The organism is Thalassoroseus pseudoceratinae, assembly GCF_011634775.1.
In the GTDB taxonomy this organism is placed as follows: Bacteria; Planctomycetota; Planctomycetia; order Planctomycetales; family Planctomycetaceae; genus Thalassoroseus; species Thalassoroseus pseudoceratinae.
In genome coordinates this window covers 369,014-389,784 of record NZ_JAALXT010000004.1, presented here as the reverse complement: position 1 = coordinate 389,784, position 20,771 = coordinate 369,014, and the positions used below count along the sequence as shown (strand labels likewise).

Sequence of the window (20,771 nt, the reverse complement as noted above, 5' to 3'; positions counted from 1 at the left end):
CTCAGGGCTGGGTTAATCAACTACTAAGTAACCACGGATTGCCCGCAGTGCTTGATGGGCCCGGTTTTGGAAGACCTCCGCTGATTTCACGCGACCGATCGGACAGATGGAAATGTGCAGCTGAATCCGTTTGCGGACTTCACGGTTTCGGGCGTCTGGTCGGATGAGTTTGACCACGATCCGCACCGGTTGCCGATCCGGTGTTTTGCCCCAACCACCAAACAGCGATTTCGTGCCCATGCGGAAAACGGCTTCATCGTGACTGGTCTTGAGGACGACCGCTTGGTCATCGTTGACGAGCCCGCCAAGTTTGCACACGATCAGATCGGCCGACCCCGCAACGGCAAACGACGACTCCACCAAAAACGGATCGCCGCCCTGTTCTTCCGCTTGCGGAGTGTGGTCGGCTCCGATGAACTGTTCATTCGTTAGTGTGGTGGTCCGGTTTCGTCCGGATTCCTTCGACTGGTACAACGCTTTATCCGCACGTCGAAGCAAACTCTCGACCGAATCGCCGGGTTCAATCTCGGCGGCACCAAACGATGACGTCACGGTCAATTTGTTATGACCCTTGAACCGCAAACGGCTGATGGCCAACCGTAGTCGTTCGGCACGCTGACGGGCTTGTTTGAGATTCGTATCGGGACAGATGACGACGAATTCCTCACCACCGTATCGGCCAACAAGTTCTCCCGAATAGGTTTCGTTCTGCAACATCTTGGCAGTTTGCACCAGCACGGCGTCACCGGCGGCGTGTCCGTAATTGTCATTCACAGATTTGAAGTGATCGATGTCCAAGAACAACAGACTGAACACCGGCACTTCATTCTCGTTGTCTGAAACTCTCGCCTGGCTCCACTGATTGACCAACAAAGTCAATTGGGTTTCCAATTCCCCCCGGTTCGCGACCGACGTCAACGCGTCTCGCGTGGCAGCCATCTTCAATTCATGAAACTCTTGGGGCCGCCGTGTGGTTCGGCTCACATCGCGATAGATTTGTGCAACGCCCTGGAAACTTCCACTTTCGTCGATCAGCGGAACCGTTTGGATCTCGGTATCGACCCACTCGCCATGCTTGTGACGAATTCGGAACAAGTCTGTTTGTGGAATCCCCGACTCCATCACCTGCCAAACGGGGCAACGTTTCTCAGGGATGACTTGGTTCTCACGGTCGGCGTACTCAATCAGTTTGCCGGACCATGTTCGCCCTAAGAATGACTGCGCCGAATAGCCGCTCAGCCGTTCAATACCACGATTCCAGATTGCATAGCGGAGGTTGGAATCAATCAACGCGAAGCCATCGTACAAGCTCTCCATCACATAGAGATACGAGAAGATCTTGAACAGCGAATTCGTCTGGAACACCTTCATGGAATCGCTGAGAGAACTCGTGCCCGAATCGCTCGTGGAAGGAACGCAGTCGAACGGCAACCCTTCTTCTTTCAGCCAACGTGCCAACGCACAAACAACGTTGCCGTCAAATCGTGTGCCGGCCGAGTCCATCAAGTGCTGCATGATTTCGTCATGCGTTTTGGCAGGGCGATAAACTTGCGGTGTCTGCAGGGAATCGTAGGCATCGGCCACAGCGAGGATGCGTGCCCCTTGGCTCACTTCGCTGTCAACGACATCCGAACTGGTGTTTCCACTTTTGAAATACAAGTGCGACTGCACGACGATATCGAGCACTTTTTGATCGACCCGACATGCCTGCAGCACATCGACACCCACATCATAGTGCAACGCCATGAGTTCCGTTTCGTCGGAACTCAATTGGCCGGGTTTGAACAAAATGTGGTCGGGAACACCGATCTTGCCGACATCGTGCAGCAATGCGGCTACTTCCAAACGCTTGAGTTGTGTGCCGTCCCATCCCAATCGTTCCGCCAACCCAACGGCGAGCAATGCCACACGACGACTGTGATTCACCGTGCCTTCATCGCGGGCGTGCAGAGCGGCAAGCAGGGAACGCAGTGCGCCCCGCTGGATGACATCGTGCAGCGTGTCGGATTCGTCGGGGTTTTCAAGGCTTTCGGCCGCTTCCGACAACGCCAACAGCGACAGCAATGTGCGTGATGACTCCGCGACATTCCTGCCGGAAAAACGACGTTCCGCGATTGTCGCCACCAGCTCCGCCGACTGCGCGGATTGCGGGCGGGGTTGGTTCTTCGTTGAAGTGGCTTCGTGGGACAAAAGATCGTTCGGCATCGCAGGTGTTCGCTTTCCTGGAGCGAGTTCCGATGATGGGTAGCGTTCCGGAACCAGTCTTCGCCAACGAAAACTCAGCACCAGCTGCTACATCACAACAAGACTTCGTCTAGTAGCCCGTTGCCAAAGTGAGACATCGAAAGTCACAGGTGACGGGAATCGACCGATCTGTTCCGATTTTTCGACTCGGCGGTTGAAAACCGATTTCCATCATTGCATTCTGCTTCTACGGAATCTCGCAGTCTCAATCGACACTGCCGAAACCTAGTTCACCGTTGTGCGAAGTCAAGCATTTCGAAATCGACCCTTCCAAACAATTCGAAACGGATATCCATGGCATCCCGTATTTCCAATCATTGGCTGGTCGATCAAATCCCGTCTGACTGGCGTGCCGAACTCGAGGAGCATCTCGAAACCGAGTCGTTCCAGAACTTGGTCGATTTTGTCGAAGGAGAATACGAGCAAGAGACAATCTACCCGCCACGGGACGCCGTTTTGTCTGCGATGACGTTGACCCCGCTGGAGAAGACGAAAGTGTTCGTTGTCGGACAAGACCCCTACCACGGCCCCAATCAAGCCCATGGATTAGCGTTTTCGGTGCAACCGGAGGTGCCGTTACCGCCATCTCTGAGGAATATCTTTAAGGAGTTGCAAAGCGATCTCGGTTGCGAACCACCGCCAAATGGTTGTTTGACACGCTGGGCCGAGCAAGGCGTTCTCTTGCTGAACACCGTGCTGACCGTGCGGGCTGGGCAAGCAAATTCCCATCGTAAAAAAGGATGGGAAGATCTTACCGACGCGATGTTAAAGGCCGTCGATCGGTCACGGCAACACGCGGTTTTTGTGCTCTGGGGTAATGCGGCCAAGAAGAAATCGTCGTTGATCGACTCCCGTCACACAATTATTTCGTCTGCCCACCCTTCCCCGCTCTCCGCCCGAAACGGGTTTTTCGGAAGTCGGCCGTTTTCACAGATCAATGCCGCTTTAGAAGCTCACGGGCAAGAGCCGATTGACTGGGACAGCTCCGAAACGCATTGATTGGGGGTCGTCCTTGCTTCGGATTGGTCGGAAACGTTATTCTCTGCCTCATTCGAGTACAGTGTCCAATATCCAATGCTCGGTGGTGAACGTTCAATCAGCACGCCAATGAGCGGGCAGACCTTGTTCGCCGCTAGATCAAATCAAAGTTGTTGGGCCACCGTTGAGATCCGAGGAAAGTTTTATGTCGTCCACCGCAACCGTTACCACTCCCAACTGGGACGCCCTTGCCGACCGCGTTCTCGATGGTGCTGGTTTGACCCGTGAAGAAGCCCTGGGAATTTTGCGTTCCGATGACGACCAATTGCTGTCGCTTTTGGCTGCCGCATTTCGGGTCCGAGAGCGATTCTTCGGAAAACAGGTGCAATTGTACTACCTGAAGAACGCCCAAAGTGGCCTCTGCCCTGAGGATTGCGGCTATTGCTCCCAAGCGAAAGGCTCCGAAGCACCGATCGAAAAATACCGGTGGCTCAGCCATGAGAAACTGCTCGCCGGTGCCCGCCAGGCGGCTGAATCGCAAGCCAAGACCTACTGCATCGTTTCCAGCGGACGGGGTCCCAGCGATCGCGAAGTGTCGCACGTCGCTGAAGCGGTTCGGCAAATCAAAGACGAAACCGGTTTGCATATCTGCTGTTGTCTTGGTCTGCTAAGCCCCGACCAAGCCCGTGCGTTGAAGGAAGCCGGTGTCGATCGCATCAATCACAACTTGAACACCAGCGAGCGGTTCTATCCCGAAATTTGCAGCACGCACACCTACGCCGATCGTACCGAAACTCTGCAAGCGGCACGAGATGCGGGTTTAGAACTCTGCAGCGGTTTGATCGTCGGCATGGGCGAGACGGATGAAGACGTGGTCGATGTCGCCATGCAACTCAGCTCGATGCAGGTCGAATCCATCCCAGTCAACTTCTTGAATGCCATCGACGGGACACCGTTGGAAGCCACAGACGAACTTGACCCGCGATACTGCCTGAAAACGCTCTGCCTCGTGCGGTTGACGAATCCGCGAACGGAAATTCGTGTGGCCGGTGGTCGGGAGGTGAACTTGCGATCGATGCAGGCCATGGCGTTGTATCCGGCGAACTCGATGTTCGTCAGCGATTACCTCACCACGCCAGGACAACCTGCAAATGAAGACTTCAAGATGATTGAGGATCTCGGTTTTGAAGTCGTTATCCGCGGTGCGGAGTCGGCTTACGAAGCGTGACTTGCGAATCGTCGGGGCGATCGGACCACGCTTCGAGTTTTTCACGAATTCGGCGTGTGTTGATCTCATCGGGAGCGGTCTCCACGAGCGCTCCCCGCAACACGTTGCATGCTTCTTCGGTGTGACCAGCGGCCTGCAACGTGTTGGCCCACTGAATCCGCACGACCGTCAAAGTCGGCGTCTTCTCGATCGCGTCCGACCACAACGTCATTCCGTTCCGCCACACCGGAAGGCGTTGTTGCGTCGCCAGCGTTGCCGCCAAGATCACGCACCCAACTGCCATTGCTCCGGAAACTCGCGTGACGATTCGCATGGACTCACCCGACTCGGTCATCGAAACGAGTTTCAACCACCCTACCCGCACACCGGCGAAAGCGACGGTCAGCACGGGGATGCACGGAAGATATAAGTAGCGGTCGTTCATGAGGGTTGTCAGTGGGAACAAGTTCATCACTGGAATGAGCAGTAGAACCCAGCAGACGAATGCGAACAAAAGGTCCGAATGGCTGTCGCGGTTTCGCCATGCCCAAACCGCGACGGCCATCCAGCCAATGACCGCACATACGGCGGGAAGCAGGATGTTTCGGGTCGGCGGGTCATACAGCACACAGAGATCGGTCGGCCATGCCAACATCCCCACATACTGCCAAAGAATGGTGGCATCAACTGCCAGTAGTTCCCAGCGACTCAGATCAAAGTGAGCCCGCGTACCTCCGACGATTGTCGTCTGTGCGCCCATCGTGACGCCGAGTACCCACAACGACAGGCACCCTGGAATAATCTGCCGTGGGAATGCCTCGGCGAATTTCTGTCGTCGCACGAACAGATCGTAGCTCAGCACGATGGCCGGCAGAACCACCGCAAGTGCCTTCGAAAACAACGCGGCCGCCAGAAAGATAATGCCCCACGCTTCGTGTTTGCCAGTCCGTTCCGGACGCAACCAACACAAGAGAGAAGCCAGCATAAACGCCCCGCTCAGCAGCCCTTTTCGAGATGAAATCCATGCGACCGTTTCGATCTGCAACGGATGCACCGCAAACACCGCTGCCACCGCCCACGCCAACCGCCATCGCCCCGTGAGTTGCCGAACCAAGTAGAAAACCAGCACCGCGTTGATCGTGTGTAGCAGGACGTTCGTCAGATGAAAACCAGTCGGGTTCAGTCCCCAAAACGTGCGATCGACCAGAAACGAAAAAATCGTCAACGGTGCGTAATTCCGTGCGACCGATTCCGTCGCAATCCCGTGAAGATTCTCCAAGCTCCAATTTTCGATCAGTTCATTATTGATGACGTACCACGGATCGTCCCAATTGACAAAATCGTAATTCACCGTCGGCAAGAACACGAGAAATGCCAACATTCCAACACTAGCGGCGACCCACCGCACGGAGAACGTTGGTTGAGATTCTGGTTTCAAAGCAGGATCGGTCATCGCGAAACTCATGGGGAGAAAAAGGGACTGTTGCAAAGATAGCACGCGTTTGCAGACGAATTGATGGATTCCGTGCATCTCACAGAAATCAGCCAGCACCCCTCGATTTTTGAGCTAAATTTAGACTGCATCATGACCTCGGATTCCGAGACTGCTCAAGGATCGTTCGCCGTGAAAATCTTTCCCTCACCTACCGACTTGCTGGAATCGGACGATCATGCCGAAAACGCGGAGCACGCCGCAGATGTGAATGCGTTGCTCGACGAATTGGCCGAAGAGTATGCCCCGCCCGCACGGACGGCCATCGTCATGCCGGCGTACAATGCTGCAGAGACTCTCAAACGCACCGTCGATGCCATTCCACCGAATGTCGCAGACGAATTGATTTTAGTTGACGACTGTAGTCAAGACGCGACCGTTCAGATTGCCCATGAACTAGGACTCACCGTCGTCACGCATGCCAAGAATCGCGGCTACGGTGGCAATCAAAAGACATGCTATCGAATGGCGTTGGAATGCGGTGCGGATTATGTCGTGATGTTGCATCCGGATTTCCAATATGATCCACGTGTGATCGGAGCAGCGGTTGAGTTTTTGAAGCTCGACATCTGCGATGTGGTCTTCGGGTCACGAATCCGCTCCCGTCGCGAAGTTCTCGATGGTGGCATGCCGTTCTATAAGTATATTGCTAACCGGGCACTCACGACGTTCGAGAACTGGTCGGTCGGTATGAATCTCGGTGACTGTCATAGCGGCTTCCGCGCCTACAGTCGACGTGTCCTAGAGACTATTCCGTTTGAACGCAATTCAGACGACTTTGTATTTGATAGCCAATTCCTAGTGCAATCGGCTGCGTTCGGATTTCGTCTCGGCGATATCCCCGTCCCTGTGCGATACTTTGATGAAGCATCGAGTATCAATTTTCGTCGTAGTATGCGTTATGGGCTCTCGACGATTGGCGTTGTGATGCAACGTTGGATGCATCGCCTGGGGCTTTCAAAGTCGGCATTGTTTGAACCCAAGGATCCCGGTTCCGATTCCGACGAAATTTCGGTTTGAGCAAAATTCTCGAAAATGTTCAGTTCGACGTGAACTCCGCTAGCACTCCTTGTGTCTAATTCCGGCAGACATCAATTTGGCCAAATTGTCGTCCGGTTGGCTCGCGTCAAGCAATGGAAAAGGCGAGCCGCTCTCTTAATTTTTCAAAACCGTTTCGTTTTCTGTCTTGCGAAGATAGGAACAACTGCAATGCGGTTTTGATGTCCACAAGGATTCCCGATGGCATTCCTGTATGGTCTGCTGCGGGCACTAGCGACGACGCTCCGGAAGGTGGCAGCGTTGCGGCACACCCGCGCCAAAGATCGTTATGAACTCGCAGAACAAACCTTCCAAAACCTCGAAGCCGACTGCAAAGCTCACGAAGTTCAAGTCGGACGACCGACCGCGTTCGGTTCACAGTTGCAACTCCTCAAGGCGTATGAAACCAAGGAGAAGCAGCGAGCCCGTTGGATCAAGTCCACCCAAAAACTCGAAGCTCGTAGTCGACAAGCGGAATGGCTTAAAAGCCTCTCCGGTCGAAAGTTGCCTTACACGTTCGGACTAGTCGACATGGCCACCGTGCTCTACGTCCTCGACCGATTCGGTGGACTCGAATTTCAACCCACCGAAGTGTGGCAACAACTAACAACCCTGCTCTAACATCAAAAGCCTGGATGACAGTTACACCCGTCATCCAGGCTTTCTAGTGTGGGATAGGATGTACCCGACGCAGCTTTGAGTCATGAATAGAGCTAGTTTATGTAGGGTGCGTCTTGATGCACCAAGTCATTTGAGTTGGTGTATTGTTCGTGTGTCAGGCTGTGCCAGAGGCCATTCGGTATTTGTTTAGAGTTCCCACTTTGGCAGATTGTTTTCGCCTTCTTGGATTGTGACTTTGATTTCGCTCTGTTCTGGTTTTGCGTAGCGACCTTTGAGTCGGTCGGGGCTAGGTCCACGGGGATTGACAGGCCAAATCAGGGTGACAATGTATTCTCCAGCCGGAGCCCCGTCACCTGTGACGTAGGTGGTGACTTGGAAAGTTCCGTCTTCGCCGGTTGTTGTATAGGGTTTGTTGCCTTTCGTCATTCCGGTGTCGGTTTGAGGGTGGAATACCACAATGACGCCAGCGGCCGGTTTGCCATTGACGCTAACCGAACCCGAAACCGGATACACATCGGCTTCCTGATACGATGGCTTGGAACTACAGCCCGATAACAGTAACCCGACGAACACGAGTGTAGCGGACGTTCTGAATGCAAACATGGCGTGAATTTGAGATCTGTTCTGTTGGTTCAGAAAGCTGTTGCGTGGAGGGATCGTGCGAATGAGTTCACGGCGTGTAAAAGTCACACCGCGAACTTATCTCAGCTGAAAAGAATTTCCTCGGCCCTCGTGAGCTTAGTCGGGGAGGACGGTTCCGTCGGCGGGGTCGACCATGCGATAGACAGTGGTCACGGGAATCGTTTCGGAGAGAAACTGAACGGAGCCGTCGCCAAGTAACGAATTCGCTCCGCCGGGATGGAAGGAGTAAATGCCTTCGACATTCGAGCAATTCATAGCGCATGGCCCACGATTGGTCAGGCCATCATGAGACCAGCCGACATAGAACACGCGTTGTGGCGAAGCCCATGAACCCCACTCGGCAGCCCAGGTGTAGCCACTAGGCCACGCGCCAACATGTTTGCCGGACGCGTAGAAATCGGGACGCCCGCTCAGCTCGGAAACACAAAGTGTGTTGCTCAGTCCATCGGTCACATCACGCGGTCGGCCATTCGCGTCGTGCAACATGCCATTCGCTGTCGTCGGCGTCATTTGGACCGGGTCGTGATAGCCTGCGATCGCCATGTAATCGCTGGCACGGCTCTGAGTGCCGCCACTTGTGTTATCGAGCAACACTCCGCCATTCGGGCTCGACGGGCATACCAAAGTCGGCACAGACGTCTGGGCAATGGTCTCGTTGATTGGGTCGTACCAATTCACGTTGAAGTCGTAGTTATCGTGAATGGCTGACTGTTCGATGAAAGGCATCAGCAGCACATTCCATCCATGGGTCACTCGGTCGGAGCCACTGCCCCAACGGACACGGCTTGGCGGGAATCGTCCATGGGTTTCGAGATAGTTGTGAAGGCCGATACCGAGTTGTTTCAGATTGTTGCTACACGACATTCGACGTGCTGCTTCGCGAGCTGCCTGAACTGCTGGCAGAAGCAGTGCAATCAGAATGGCGATGATGGCAATTACAACGAGGAGTTCGATCAGGGTGAAACCGTGTCGATTGCGATGTCTGGTCATGGTCACTGCTTGGCTTGTGTCAGGTGGGCTGGCACGATGCCGTTGAAGCGTCACTCAATACCGAAAACGCATCAAGGAAGGTACCAGCACGAACAGGTAGGAAGCACACAAACACCCCAAATGACTTTGGCTTGCAGTTGGCTGGCTAGAAGCTGTGGGGATCAGATGCAAAATGATTGCGGTTGGCTAGTCGAGTTCGTCGACTCCCCCACAATAACACGAACCGTACACTTAGCAAGTGTGAAACGTAGACTCATTCTCAATTTGAATCGTATGGATAAATGACCCGAAAACAATATATGCCGGGAGCGCTGTGAATGCCGTCACTCAGGATCCGGAGGTGTCTGGCACAGTCTGACCTACCGGGTCACAGCTGTGCTTCCGCGACTTCGATGGCTTTGAGCAATCCGCGGGCTTTGTTGCGGATTTCTTGATATTCGGCCTCGGGGTCGCTGTCGGCGACGATACCGCCGCCGGCTTGGAGATAGACGGTCTGACCTTGCATCACCATTGTTCTCAGCGCGATGCAGGTATCCATGTCGCCGGTGAAATCGAGATACCCCACTGCTCCACCGTAGGGACCGCGACGAGTAGTTTCGAACTCGTCAATAATTTCCATCGCCCGCACTTTCGGGGCTCCCGAGACCGTCCCCGCTGGCAGACCCGCACGGAGGGCATCCAAGGCCGTTAAACCAGGTTTGAGTTGGCCGGTGACGTTGGACGTGATGTGCATCACGTGGCTGTAGCGTTCGACGACCATCACGTCAGAGAGTTTGACCGATCCATATTCGGCGATCCGTCCGACATCGTTCCGAGCCAAGTCGATGAGCATCACATGTTCGGCGCGTTCTTTCGGGTCGGCGAGTAATTCTTCCGCGAGTGCTCGGTCCTCGGCTTCGGTTGCGCCGCGTCGGCGTGTACCGGCGAGAGGGCGGATGGTCGTCTCGCCATCTTCCACACGCACCATGATCTCCGGTGACGAACCGATCAGTGTGCATTCAGCCGTCCGCAAAAGAAACATGAACGGACTGGGATTAACGACCCGCAATGACCGGTAAATGTCGATCGGCCGTGCCTGGGTTTGCAATTCCCATCGCTCGCTGGGAACGACTTGGAACACATCCCCTGCTTTGATGTATTCCTTGATTCCTTCGACTGTCTGCTGATATCCACCTTCCGGTCGGTTCGACTTCAACGGTTTCGAAGGCGTTTCGGCTTTCGGGTCGATATCGGTCAACTGCAGATCGGTCGTGCCGCGTTGAAGTTGCTGACAAATCTCGTCGACTCGTTCACAGGCTCGATCGTATTCCGTTTGCAGATCGTCGCCGTCTGTGCGAGCAGTCACGATGACCAGGACTGTTTTATTCACATGGTCAAAGACGACCATTCGATCGTAAAACGCGAACGACAAGTCGGGCAGGTTGCGGTCGTCTTCGGGGGCGTTCGGGAGATGTTCGGTGTAACGAACAGAATCATAACCGGCGTAACCCACCGCCCCGCCTGTGAACCGAGGCAAACCCGGGACATGCACTCCCGGATATTGCTTGAGGAGTTTCTCAAGTTCGTTGAGCGGATCGTCGCAATCGTAGCTTTCCGATGATTCCCCCTGCGTCAGCGTGACGCGGGTACCGTATGCCTGAATCTGCAAAAACGGATCGGCTCCCAAGAAACTGTACCGACCGATTTTCTCACCGCCGATGACACTCTCGAAGAGAAACGAACCTGGACCCCATTGCAATTTGCAGTACGCCAGTACAGGGGTCAAGGTGTCCGAAACCAATTGCCGATACACGGGAACCATGCGGGCTCCCTGGGCAAGTCGCTGAAATTCGTCGAAATTCGGGGCGTGGGGGATCATGAGGTCTCGGAAAGTTGGCTAAATAGACAGAGAGTCATCGCCGGTCGGCGGACTGGCGAATTGATTGAGTTCGAATAAACTTCCTGCGGTGTATGGATTCCATCTCAAAGCAGTGTTTATGGTTACGTCAGTCGAGCGGGTTCATGCGGTGCTTGACAGTCACCGGGTGAGGGTTAGAATGGTGCAGCCATTCGCTGCCTAGGAAGCTAATTATGAAAAAATGCAGCCGTTGTTCCAAGCCGTCGACACTACATATTACGGAGATTCAAGAGGGAGTCGCCCAGGAACTGCATCTGTGTGAGAGCTGCGCGAAACAATATCTCGCCGCACCCGAACCGATGACGTCCGAGTCCGACGAGTTCGCGGAAAAGTTGTCGGAATCGGTCTCGGAAGAAGAATCCGAGTCCTACGGACAACTTGTTTGCCCGAATTGCGGAATCACCTTCAAGGAGTTTCGTAGTCAGGGGCGGTTGGGGTGTCCGCACGATTATAATGCGTTCGCCAAAGAACTGACTCCGCTATTGGAGAATATTCACGGAGAAACCCAACACGTCGGGAAATGCCCGAAACGTGCTCCGGAGGCTAGCCAAAAACAGTACGAATTGATCAAACTTCGTGGTCGGCTGCGGGCGGCGATCGACGAGGAAGATTACGAGATGGCCGCTCGAATTCGTGATGAAATCAACGAACTCGAAGACGAAGTTCATTCGTCCGGCGACGATGATTAACCGGCGACGATCGTAAGCCACGACGTCGATGTTTACAGAGTTTCACAAGACCGTCAAAATCAACGACAGCAAATCGAGCCGAGGATTGGCACGATTCCCACAGAAAACTTTTTGGAGTACACCCCGTGGATCTTGATTCCCTCACAACGACCAGTGGCGAATGGTTGCGGGGGAACGGTCCGGAATCGGATATCGTCATTTCCAGCCGAATCCGATTGGCCCGAAATCTCGCCCAGTTTCCATTTCCGAACCGAGCCGACGATGCCGCTCGCACGGAAATCGAATCGCTACTGAAAGATCAGTTGTTCGACTTGGCGGTGGGAACGCGATTGAGCTACGTTGATGTGCGAACGCTCAACGATTTGGATCGGCAATTCCTGGTGGAGCGTCAGCTCATCAGTCGCGAGCATGCGGAGAGCCACGGGTCTCGCGGCGTGGGTATCAGCAGTGAAGAGAATCTCAGTTTGATGATCAACGAGGAAGATCATCTGCGGATTCAAGTACTCCACAGCGGTTTTGCACTCGATGACTGTTGGAAGCAGATCGATCAAGTCGACGATGCGATCGAAGAACGTGTCACCTACGCATTTAACGATGAGCTCGGTTACCTCACCGCCTGTCCGACGAATGTGGGCACCGGTATCCGCGTCAGTGTGATGCTACACCTCCCTGCCCTAGTGCTGACGAAAGAGATTCAGAAAGTCTTCCAGGCGCTACACAAAATCAGTCTTGCTGTTCGTGGTTTGTACGGCGAAGGCAGTCAGGCGATGGGCGACTTTTATCAGATTTCCAACCAAGTCACACTGGGAAAGAGTGAATCGCAGATCATTGCGGAACTCAAAGATGTGGTGCCCAACATCATCAATTACGAGCGTCGTGTGCGGGATGCGTTGATTCAGGAGAACCGCCAGGGACTGCATGACCAAGTCTCACGCGCTTATGGCATCCTCAAGAATGCCCAGACGATTACCTCTGAAGAGACGATGCATTTGCTCTCGAGCTTGCGAATGGGCATCAATCTTGGCCTGATTGACGATTTGGAAATCCCCACGGTCAACGAATTGTTCATCCACACCCAACCCGCCCACTTGCAGAAAATTCGGCAGGAATCGTTGGAAAGCTCTGAACGGAACATCGCCCGAGCCGGATACTTACGACTGCGGCTAACCGACGATGACGATGACCGGGAGTGAGTTTCCAGGGGCGTAGGTTGCGACTGCTGACTGCATAGTTACGCCCATGATGGATTACGACTTACAACCAGGAACGATCACAGAAGTGCGTTCGCTGATTGAGGACGATCCATCAAATGCGGAGCTATTCCAATTGCTTGGGAAGCTCTACGTCCAAGAACGGCGGTATGAGGAATCGCGGGACGCTTACGAGCATTCCTTGTCGCTATGCCCGGACAATCCTTGGACTCACCTTTTTCTTGGAAACTGGTGCTTTCAGCTTGGAAAGTGGACTGAAGCACTGGAATGGTTCCAACGGGCGGCCGAGATCATGCCGGAAGAACCAATCTCATTGACGTGTCAGGGCGACGTGTATCAAAGGATTGGTAATTTTGATCTCGCTGAGAGAGCGTTCCAAGAAGCCGTTCGGATTGCCCCGCATGATTCCGCTGCCAAGTTGAAATTGGCGGAATGGGGTGAGTACAGGTTGGAACAGGAAGTCGGCTGGGACAAGTCCCAGCACTTCCAATGAGGCCGTGGTCTCGTGCTCGGTCACGACCCTGTCTACCACTCGATCATCAGCGATTTACCGTGTTCTGGATCACTCCGCCGGTTGGCCGGTGAAGTAGTTTGGGGCGGCTCCGCTTTTCCATTTGATGTTGCAGCCGATGCTCGGTTTCTGGTTGTCGGATGGCAGTTTGCCAGCGAGGACTTCGTCGCACGCGGTTCGCAGATCGGCTCCGGTGATTTCTTTGTCGTTGCCGGGGCGACTGTCGTCGAACTGCCCGCGATACGCGAGCTTGTGGCCGGAATCGAACAGGAAGAAGTCCGGTGTGCACGCCGCTGTATAAGCTTTGGCGACTTCTTGAGATGCGTCGTACAGATACGGGAAGTTGAACCCGTTCTCGGCGGCGAATTCTTTCATCTTCTCGGGGCTGTCGTCGGGATAGTTCTCAACATCGTTGGAACTAATCGCAACCACAGACAACCCTTTGCCTTGGTATTCGTCAGTGAATGGTCCGAGTGCGTCTTTTAGGTGGACGACGAACGGACAGTGGTTGCAAATGAACATGACCAGCAACGGTTTGCCGGCGAAGTCGGCCTTCGATACCGTGCCACCCGTAATGGGGTTCGGCAGAGAAAAATCCGGGGCTGCGGTGCCGAGGGGCAACATCGTCGAGGCTGTTTTGACCATCGTATGCAATTCCGTGTAGCGATTGGTTCGAAAATTATCCTTAGCTTCAGTAAAACCAATCCCGACGTGTGATGCAACCGGGGGAACCAGGGAGTTTGGCTTCCATGAGAGTGTTCTCAAGAAGCGACGGCATTTTTGCCGATTCAACGAAGGATTCTGACGGTCCTACGGCCATGCGGATGCGGTGTGGATCACGCGGATTTTTTCGCCGATATCCACCACATGCTAGAATTTGAACGGCAGGAACTCATGGAAAACACTGACTGGCGTACAGTCCTCACGGCCTATCGTGAATGCCGCGACACCGCCAAAGCCAACGATCCGGAATTCGAAGGCTGGTTGGATCGGGTCATGGCGATCGAAGGCATCGAAGAGGACGACTTGCCCCGACTGCACGGCAAGCTGCTCGCGCTGGGCTTTCTCAAATTTCAACTCGCCGGACGCTCCGAAGGCGTGCGGTATCAGATCACCGGTGAGGGCATCAGAGCACTCGAGAACCTTACCGGTCCGGTCGCCGACGAAGATGTCGAAGGCGAGGAACCGGAAGTCAATGAGTTGGAAGACGAAGAATCCGAAGCCGCTCCTGAACCGGAAGTCTCCGCGACGATTCTCAAGTTTGCCAGCTGATCACGCTGGTAATCTTCATTCGAGAACGACACGAAGACGACGTATGTCGTTACGGGGAATTGCGTCAACGTGAAACGACTTCGCTCCATGTGCCACGGCTTTTAGAGCCTTGGCACATGTTCTTTCCGTTGAATGCAATTTCCGGATTGCCACCCTGCTCTTCGCTAGTGCCGCGTCAATTGCGGCTGGGGGCGTTGATGGGGTCCCAACCGGCAACAACCGCATCGGGAGCCAGTACGAAGATTTCTACACGCCGATTGACTTGGCGGTTATCTTCGTCGACGTTCGCGACCAACGGTTGATGTTTCCCGTAACCTGCCACACCCATGCGTCCGTCTTGCAATCCGGCCTGCTTGAGAGCCATTCGTACGGAGTGTCCACGGTTGGTCGATAGATGTCCGTTGGTCGGGTGTTCTTGACGCGTACCGGCTTTGGCGATCGGTTTGTCATCGGTGTGTCCGACGATGAGGATATGCAATCGTTCGGCCGTCGGTTCGTTCATGATTTCCGCGAATTCTTTTAACAGCGGAGCCGCTGTCCGTTTAATCTGGGCGCTTCCTGACGAGAACAGAATGTCCGAATGGAATTTGCTCACGCCCGTCAGCGGATCGAATTCAAAGTTCGGATATTTCCGAGCCAATTCTTCAAACCGTTTGGAAGCCTCATCCGAGAGCGGGCTCGGCAAGCGTTTGCTTTCGCTGATTAGCTGCACCATCCGTCGTTCGAGTTCTTCTTGCGTCGAACGGAAGTTCGCAACTCGTTGCTCGGCGGTCTGTAGCTGTCCTTGCACATTTTGCAATTGAGCCAACGAATCAGCGAGTTCCTGATCCTTCTGACTCACCTGAGTTTGCAGGCTAGCCATGTTGTTTTGCAGGCTGGCTGCATGAGCTTGCAAGCCGGCATTTTGCTGTGCGAGCTGTTGGTTCTTGCTCGTTTCAGCGGCGGCCAGCGTTGCGGCCTGCTGGTATTGAGCCGTGATCGTCTGGTTCTGCTCGTGCAGTTCCAGGGCTCGCAACTGTGCCTGTCGCAACTGAGATTGCGGCACCATATTGCAGCCGGTGATCGCAGTCATCAGCAACAGAATCAGAGTGAACGTCAAGCAAACCCCAATGGAGTGGGTCTCTGACGGACTACGAAAGAGGGACATGCGTAAGCTCCTTCTCAGAGTTCGATCCTGTCCGGTCTTGTCGCTGTCCGTGACGATACACGTGGACAAACCTTGAGGATTGGCGAATCCGTGAAGTGAAAGAGGTCAACAGATTGGAGAGTGAGAGATGATGAACGCAACCTCGGTGACAGGGGCTCGTTCCCGCGAGATACCCCGTCCGGTCGGTTCGCGGCGGGTTATATCCAGATTGAGAAATCGTGACTAGCCGAACTTGAAGAAAAAATTTCAATCCGAGAATTTCTTGCAATTCCGGTCAACCCAATCGAAGGTTTTTCTCGGCGATCGGAGTATTTGCCTCATGCGAGGCAGATTCGTCTGGCATGATTTTCTGTGCAGGGAATCGCTGACAATCGGTGCCACCCCTGATAAACTGAGTCCGTGTGCAGGACGACCATGTTGGCGTGTGATCAAACCAACTGATGGATCAAGCTCCCTGACTATGGCGAAATCGCGGCAAAAGTCGACTTCTCCGAGCACTCCCAAACGCTACGGTCGGTACATCATCGAGCGGAAGCTTGGCGAAGGGGGCATGGGGACGGTGTATTTGGCTCGTGATGAGTCATTGGACCGTCGGGTGGCGCTCAAAGTGCCCAAAATTGCCGACGGTAAGAAAGCGGTGTTGGAACGCTTCTACCGTGAGGCCCGAGCCGCCGCGACGCTGAACCATCCGAACCTGTGTGCGATCTACGATATCGGCGAGCAGGACGGGCAACCGTATATTGCCTTGGCGTACATCGACGGACAATCGCTCCAAGACTTGATTGGCAGCGGCAAGTCGTTGAGCGAACGACAGATCGCGAGTTTGGTTCGAAAACTCGCCGGGGTTCTGGAGTATGCCCATCGCACCGGGGTAGTACATCGGGACTTAAAGCCAGCGAATATTTTGATCAATCGCCAAAAACAACCCGTCGTGATGGACTTCGGTTTGGCGCTCCTGGAAACCAGTGATGCTCGGCTTACGCAAACTGGAATGGTGATCGGCACACCGGCTTATATTTCTCCCGAACAGGTGCGTGGAGAAACGGACGAAATCGGTCCGGCCAGCGATATTTACAGTCTTGGAGTCATCTTCTTTGAGTTGCTGACTGGCGAGATACCGTTTCAAGGGTCGATCGCGGTGATTCTCGGGCAAGTGCTTGCGGCTGACGCTCCCGACCTGCAATCGTTTCGAGACGACGTGGATCCGGAACTGTCTCGGTTGTGTCATGCAATGCTGGCGAAAGATCCCAAAGACCGCCCGGAAAGTATGCAAAAGGTGGCGGATCACCTCACCGATTGGTTAAGAGCGAACAAATCCGATTCGGGCCAGCAATCCATTGTCACTTTTGGGAGCCGTGACACGACGAAAACGTCCGAATCTGCCACCCAGGTTTCGGCGGTGAAGGCCCAAACGATTCAAGAAGAACGATCGCTTTCCGAATTCCGTGGCGAAAAGAAGACCTCCTCGGGGAAATATCACAGGGCGTCGCTGTTTGACCACACCGTGGAACAGGCGGATGTGGAAAAGCCACACGCTCCCGAAAAACGCGTTCGGCGTCCCCGAAAACCTCGCGTTTCGCAGGACTTCAGTTGGCTGTTGTATATCGCTGGCCCAGTTGTGCTGACACTGTTCGGTTTGGTGCTGGGCTGGATCATCTTCGGGCGTGAACCACTCCCCACACCGGAATTTACCCAATCGGCGGGTGCGACGACCCAAGGTCCAGCATCGTCAACCGGTTCGCAACATGGAGAGACGCCAAACCATACCGAGACGCTAGACACAGAAGCGGCTAACCCAGGACCGGCCAACGATTCAGATGACGGTGCTGATGCAGATTCGGACTCACGCTCCGAGGAACCTTTTGTGTTCCTTGATGCCGAAGGGTTTCGGAAGTTGTCCGGCAATGGTGATTTCTCGCAGTGGTCGGTATTTGGGAGAAATCGAGAAGCATGGGTCGCTGTGGGCGATGAAATTCGCTTGGAGGATCCCGACCACGACTCCTGGCTTGTCTCCGCGAGAGCCTATGGCGACTTCGAATTGCGGTTCGAATATTGGCTCGAACGGCGTGGCAATAGCGGGGTTTACATTCGGACCGGAACCTATTTCTCAGATCAACAACGTTTAGAAGTTCAGCTGCTCGATGACGATCACCCGTCCTATCAGGGCGTGCCAGCAATCATGAAGACTGGGGCTGTGTACTCGGTGATTCCCCGTGAACGGCCGGTCGATGCACCCGCGGAAGCATGGAATCATGCCTCTATCCGTGTTGAAGACAGTCGGATTTGGGTGAAGATCAATGGGACCGAAGTCCTCTCCAACGACTGGGGGTATTATCAAGATCGCTTAGACCGTGAAGGGATTGTTACGAAAGATCCGGGGTATATCGGTTTTCAAAATCACCGGTACAAAATTCGCTTGCGAAACCTACGAATCCGGGAGATTCCTTGAATCTAGCGATCTGATGGAGAGGTTTGGATGCGGGAAGGCATTTGCAGAACGAGTTTCAATTCTGTGTCGCCTTCATTCGTTGTGAATCACCAGCAACCGACATTGTCAGCTGCTCTATTGGGGCTCGACTTGGTCAGTTGGTGCCACCCGGTTGATTAGTCCACTGGCATCGTGTTTGAATCGCGGGCATTTTTATGAAGTTACTTGTGTTGGCGGACATTCACGCCAATTGGTCGGCGCTTTCTGCGTTGGATGAATCGTTTGATGCTTGCTTCATGGTGGGAGACATCGTCGACTACGGGGCCGATCCGGCGGAGTGTATCGATTGGGTCCGCGAAAACGCGACCGCCTGGGTGCGGGGAAACCATGACCACGCGGTTGCCCAACGAGTTGCTCCGTTGGGTGGTTCGGGACTACGCGGATTGGCCGCCGCCACCCGACCGCAACATTGGGAAGTTCTCGACACCAAACGCCTGTCCTTCTTGGCGAAAATGCCGGTGCAACAGCATGTACAGTTTGACGGCTACACACATTTTCTCGTCCATGCCACGCCCCGCGATCCGCTCGATGAATATCTCGGCCCCGATGAACGCCAATGGCGAAAACGCTTAGCCGACATCGAAGCCGACTATGTCTACGTGGGGCATACGCATATGCCGTTTCATCTCGATCTCGGTGACAAGCAGGTCATCAATCCCGGTAGTATCGGACAACCGCGAGACGGTGATCCCCGCGCGTCCTATGTGGTGATTGAAGACGGCCGTGTCGAGTTTCGTCGGTTCGAATACGACGTTGATGCCGCAGTTCAGCGTCTCAGGGATGTCGGTGTGGATGGCCCTCCATTCGAACTGGCCGAGCAAATCCTGCGAACCGGCGGGCAAGCGTTTCCGACACCGACGAACGAACCTGGGTAGGAAAATTAAAACGGTACGCCAAGTTCGCGGGTCAGCAGCGTAGCCGAGAGTTCGCCGATGAAGGTGAGAATCACGCCGACGAACAAGACACCCGTCGCGGATTGTGTGTTGCGGTATTTCAGGATTCGCCAGACCATCACCGCGAGCACGGCCGGTCCGAGGATGCCTGCGATCCATCGCAATGCTAGCCACGTCAGAGTGGCCCCAGATCCGACGAGTTGCCAATTCAACGCGAGCGCAATTGCTGACATCACGAATCGGATCAACACTGCAATGGCGAATAATTGGTTCGCTCGCAGTAATGGATCGTGCGACATCGTCGGAGCCGTGAGATACCAATGCCCCAACAACATCGCGACCATCGTCACGCCGAGTATCAGAGACGTGGCGGCTTCCGAGTCCACGCGGAACAGGTTTTCAAGGAATGACGTTTCCGGTCGTGCAGCAAACAAGACAACTGTCGCCAGCGAAATGGCGGCGATTGCATATCCGAACCAACACCCGGCTTGCCGGCGTTCGAGTGTCCAGAACACCGATCCCAAAAAAGCCAGGACCGAGATCACGATGAACAACGGCAGAAACGCGGCAGAAGAGGCGATCGTTGGGATCGTCTCTTCTGTGTTGCCGGTCAAGCTTCCAAGGACGCCGAGTCCGAGCACGACGAGCATCTGAATGCGGAAAAAGCCCGATGAGATTTTCGGCTGCGGCAAGCAGACCCAAGTGAACGACATGCCGAAGATCAGACGGGCGGCGAATTGGGCAATCATCTCGTCTCAACCATTTCCGTTATGAACGGCGGGAGTGTTCGGTGATCAACGCCATCGCTTCGGCTCGGCTGGACTGATTCGATTTAAACAACCCTCGGACCGCGCTCGTCACGGTCAAACTGCCGGGTTTGCGGATACCGCGAATCGTCATGCAGGTGTGTTCGGCTTCCAGCACGACAATCACGCCTTTCGGGTCGAGTTCGTTGTTCATCAGGTCCGCAATTTGGTGCGTCATTCGTTCTTGCACCTGCGGACGTTTGGCGATTTCTTCGACAACCCGCGCCAGTTTGCTCAAACCGGCAATCTTTCCCCGCGGGATATACCCGACATGAGCCACCCCCATGAACGGTAGCAGGTGGTGCTCGCAAGTGCTGTTGAAGGAAATGTCCCGCACGAGCACCAGTTCGTCGTACTCTTCTTGAAAGACTTTCTTGAAATGCCGAGCCGGGTCGGTTCGCAATCCAGAGAATAACTCCGCGTACATCCGTGCCACACGAGCTGGTGTGTCGAGGAGGCCCTCACGGTCCGGATCTTCCCCGACGGCGGCGAGAATTTCCCGCACGGCCCGTTCGATTCGCGGATGATCGACCTTGGAGTTCGACGGTGCACTTATGTCTCCTGTCGCCTCGGGCGGTTGCCGGTCGAGATCGGAGTCTTGGACGTTTTCGTTCACAGAACGCTCTGGAATTGGGGAATCAAATC

General features: G+C 54.5%; 19 protein-coding genes. 10 read left to right on the top strand and 9 right to left on the bottom strand.

Annotated features, from left to right (window positions below; all coding sequences use genetic code 11):
- Positions 1-12: 12 nt before the first annotated feature.
- Positions 13-2,205 carry a diguanylate cyclase gene (locus G6R38_RS15930; protein WP_166827805.1) on the bottom strand — a complete coding sequence of 731 codons (2,193 nt, stop codon included), beginning with the start codon at positions 2,203-2,205 and terminating at the stop codon, positions 13-15.
- Between the two features lie 333 nt (positions 2,206-2,538).
- Between G6R38_RS15930 and G6R38_RS15925 the strand changes: the two genes are divergently transcribed.
- Both G6R38_RS15925 and bioB read left to right on the top strand, forming a co-directional pair.
- Positions 2,539-3,243, top strand: a complete 705-nt coding sequence (locus G6R38_RS15925) for a uracil-DNA glycosylase (protein WP_206028608.1) — start codon at positions 2,539-2,541, stop codon at positions 3,241-3,243.
- Positions 3,244-3,427: 184 nt separating this feature from the next.
- The gene (gene bioB, locus G6R38_RS15920; protein ID WP_166827802.1) at positions 3,428-4,450 is read left to right on the top strand and encodes a biotin synthase BioB; all 1,023 of its coding nucleotides are present in this window, start codon (positions 3,428-3,430) and stop codon (positions 4,448-4,450) included.
- Here bioB and G6R38_RS15915 read toward each other — a convergent pair.
- On the bottom strand, positions 4,416-5,882 hold the full coding sequence (locus G6R38_RS15915; protein WP_166827797.1) for a hypothetical protein: 1,467 nt from the start codon (positions 5,880-5,882) through the stop codon (positions 4,416-4,418). The genes bioB and G6R38_RS15915 overlap by 35 nt on opposite strands.
- A gap of 132 nt (positions 5,883-6,014) precedes the next feature.
- On the opposite strand from G6R38_RS15915, the gene G6R38_RS15910 reads away from it, so the two are divergent.
- Both G6R38_RS15910 and G6R38_RS15905 read left to right on the top strand, forming a co-directional pair.
- Positions 6,015-6,941, top strand: coding sequence for a glycosyltransferase family 2 protein (locus G6R38_RS15910; protein WP_166827794.1), 927 nt, complete (start codon positions 6,015-6,017; stop codon positions 6,939-6,941).
- A gap of 219 nt (positions 6,942-7,160) precedes the next feature.
- A complete protein-coding gene (locus tag G6R38_RS15905; protein WP_166827791.1) occupies positions 7,161-7,580 on the top strand; it encodes a hypothetical protein in 420 nt (139 codons plus the stop codon).
- 186 nt (positions 7,581-7,766) lie between these two features.
- On the opposite strand, the gene G6R38_RS15900 is transcribed toward G6R38_RS15905, so the two are convergent.
- The 3 genes from G6R38_RS15900 to trpE form a co-directional block, all read right to left on the bottom strand.
- A complete protein-coding gene (locus G6R38_RS15900) occupies positions 7,767-8,183 on the bottom strand; it encodes a hypothetical protein (RefSeq protein WP_166827788.1) in 417 nt (138 codons plus the stop codon).
- A 135-nt stretch (positions 8,184-8,318) separates the two neighbouring features.
- A complete protein-coding gene (locus G6R38_RS15895; RefSeq protein WP_166829100.1) occupies positions 8,319-9,212 on the bottom strand; it encodes a DUF1559 domain-containing protein in 894 nt (297 codons plus the stop codon).
- A gap of 367 nt (positions 9,213-9,579) precedes the next feature.
- Positions 9,580-11,070: an anthranilate synthase component I gene (gene trpE / locus G6R38_RS15890; protein ID WP_166827785.1), complete on the bottom strand. Its 1,491-nt coding sequence runs from the start codon at positions 11,068-11,070 to the stop codon at positions 9,580-9,582.
- A 212-nt stretch (positions 11,071-11,282) separates the two neighbouring features.
- Between trpE and G6R38_RS15885 the strand changes: the two genes are divergently transcribed.
- The 3 genes from G6R38_RS15885 to G6R38_RS15875 all read left to right on the top strand — a co-directional run bounded on the left by G6R38_RS15885 (position 11,283) and on the right by G6R38_RS15875 (position 13,502).
- On the top strand, positions 11,283-11,798 hold the full coding sequence (locus G6R38_RS15885; protein WP_166827781.1) for a UvrB/UvrC motif-containing protein: 516 nt from the start codon (positions 11,283-11,285) through the stop codon (positions 11,796-11,798).
- Between the two features lie 125 nt (positions 11,799-11,923).
- Positions 11,924-12,991 carry a protein arginine kinase gene (locus G6R38_RS15880; protein WP_166827776.1) on the top strand — a complete coding sequence of 356 codons (1,068 nt, stop codon included), beginning with the start codon at positions 11,924-11,926 and terminating at the stop codon, positions 12,989-12,991.
- 85 nt (positions 12,992-13,076) lie between these two features.
- Positions 13,077-13,502 (top strand): tetratricopeptide repeat protein, encoded by a 426-nt coding sequence (locus G6R38_RS15875; RefSeq protein WP_166827771.1) that lies wholly within the window; start codon positions 13,077-13,079, stop codon positions 13,500-13,502.
- 69 nt (positions 13,503-13,571) lie between these two features.
- On the opposite strand, the gene G6R38_RS15870 is transcribed toward G6R38_RS15875, so the two are convergent.
- Positions 13,572-14,165: a thioredoxin family protein gene (locus G6R38_RS15870; protein WP_166827768.1), complete on the bottom strand. Its 594-nt coding sequence runs from the start codon at positions 14,163-14,165 to the stop codon at positions 13,572-13,574.
- Between the two features lie 222 nt (positions 14,166-14,387).
- Between G6R38_RS15870 and G6R38_RS15865 the strand changes: the two genes are divergently transcribed.
- Positions 14,388-14,792: a hypothetical protein gene (locus tag G6R38_RS15865; RefSeq protein ID WP_166827766.1), complete on the top strand. Its 405-nt coding sequence runs from the start codon at positions 14,388-14,390 to the stop codon at positions 14,790-14,792.
- A gap of 175 nt (positions 14,793-14,967) precedes the next feature.
- On the opposite strand, the gene G6R38_RS15860 is transcribed toward G6R38_RS15865, so the two are convergent.
- On the bottom strand, positions 14,968-15,939 hold the full coding sequence (locus tag G6R38_RS15860) for an OmpA family protein (protein ID WP_166827763.1): 972 nt from the start codon (positions 15,937-15,939) through the stop codon (positions 14,968-14,970).
- Between the two features lie 460 nt (positions 15,940-16,399).
- Between G6R38_RS15860 and G6R38_RS15855 the strand changes: the two genes are divergently transcribed.
- The gene (locus G6R38_RS15855; RefSeq protein ID WP_166827760.1) at positions 16,400-18,388 is read left to right on the top strand and encodes a protein kinase domain-containing protein; all 1,989 of its coding nucleotides are present in this window, start codon (positions 16,400-16,402) and stop codon (positions 18,386-18,388) included.
- A gap of 194 nt (positions 18,389-18,582) precedes the next feature.
- Positions 18,583-19,302, top strand: a complete 720-nt coding sequence (locus tag G6R38_RS15850; protein WP_166827737.1) for a metallophosphoesterase family protein — start codon at positions 18,583-18,585, stop codon at positions 19,300-19,302.
- Between the two features lie 5 nt (positions 19,303-19,307).
- On the opposite strand, the gene G6R38_RS15845 is transcribed toward G6R38_RS15850, so the two are convergent.
- On the bottom strand, positions 19,308-20,069 hold the full coding sequence (locus tag G6R38_RS15845; protein ID WP_166827734.1) for a hypothetical protein: 762 nt from the start codon (positions 20,067-20,069) through the stop codon (positions 19,308-19,310).
- 19 nt (positions 20,070-20,088) lie between these two features.
- Positions 20,089-20,742, bottom strand: coding sequence for a GTP cyclohydrolase I FolE (folE, locus tag G6R38_RS15840; protein ID WP_166827731.1), 654 nt, complete (start codon positions 20,740-20,742; stop codon positions 20,089-20,091).
- Positions 20,743-20,771: the final 29 nt, after the last annotated feature.